We start from the raw sequence: 254 nt of genomic DNA, 5'->3' as shown, positions 1-254 counted from the left end.
CCGAGAAGTTGCGCTTCTGCTGCACGGGCAGCATCAGCAGGTTCGGATCGCCACCAGCGGCGTAGGCCGACTGCTGCGCGTCCTTGAGCATGGTCTCGGTGAACGCGCGGGCCGTGCCGGCGTTCGACGCCTGAGCCGACAGGAGGATGCCCTCCATATCGCGCTTCAGGGCCATGCCCTTCTTCATGGCCTGGTACTTCATCTCAGAAGCACGGCCGGCCTTCTTGACTTCCTCCAGGGTGCCCGAGACCAGC

Annotated in this window: 1 protein-coding gene; it reads right to left on the bottom strand. The window is 65.0% G+C overall.

The genetic code is table 11. The features are described 5' to 3' along the window. A partial coding sequence (locus tag FV233_RS30830; RefSeq protein WP_187278288.1) for a DUF5309 family protein occupies positions 1-254 on the bottom strand: 254 nt, incomplete at both ends.

The organism is Methylobacterium sp. WL7, from assembly GCF_008040085.1.
Taxonomy (GTDB): domain Bacteria; phylum Pseudomonadota; class Alphaproteobacteria; order Rhizobiales; family Beijerinckiaceae; genus Methylobacterium; species Methylobacterium mesophilicum.
Note: the sequence above shows the minus strand (reverse complement) of the source record. Positions and strands in the feature narration are given on the sequence as shown.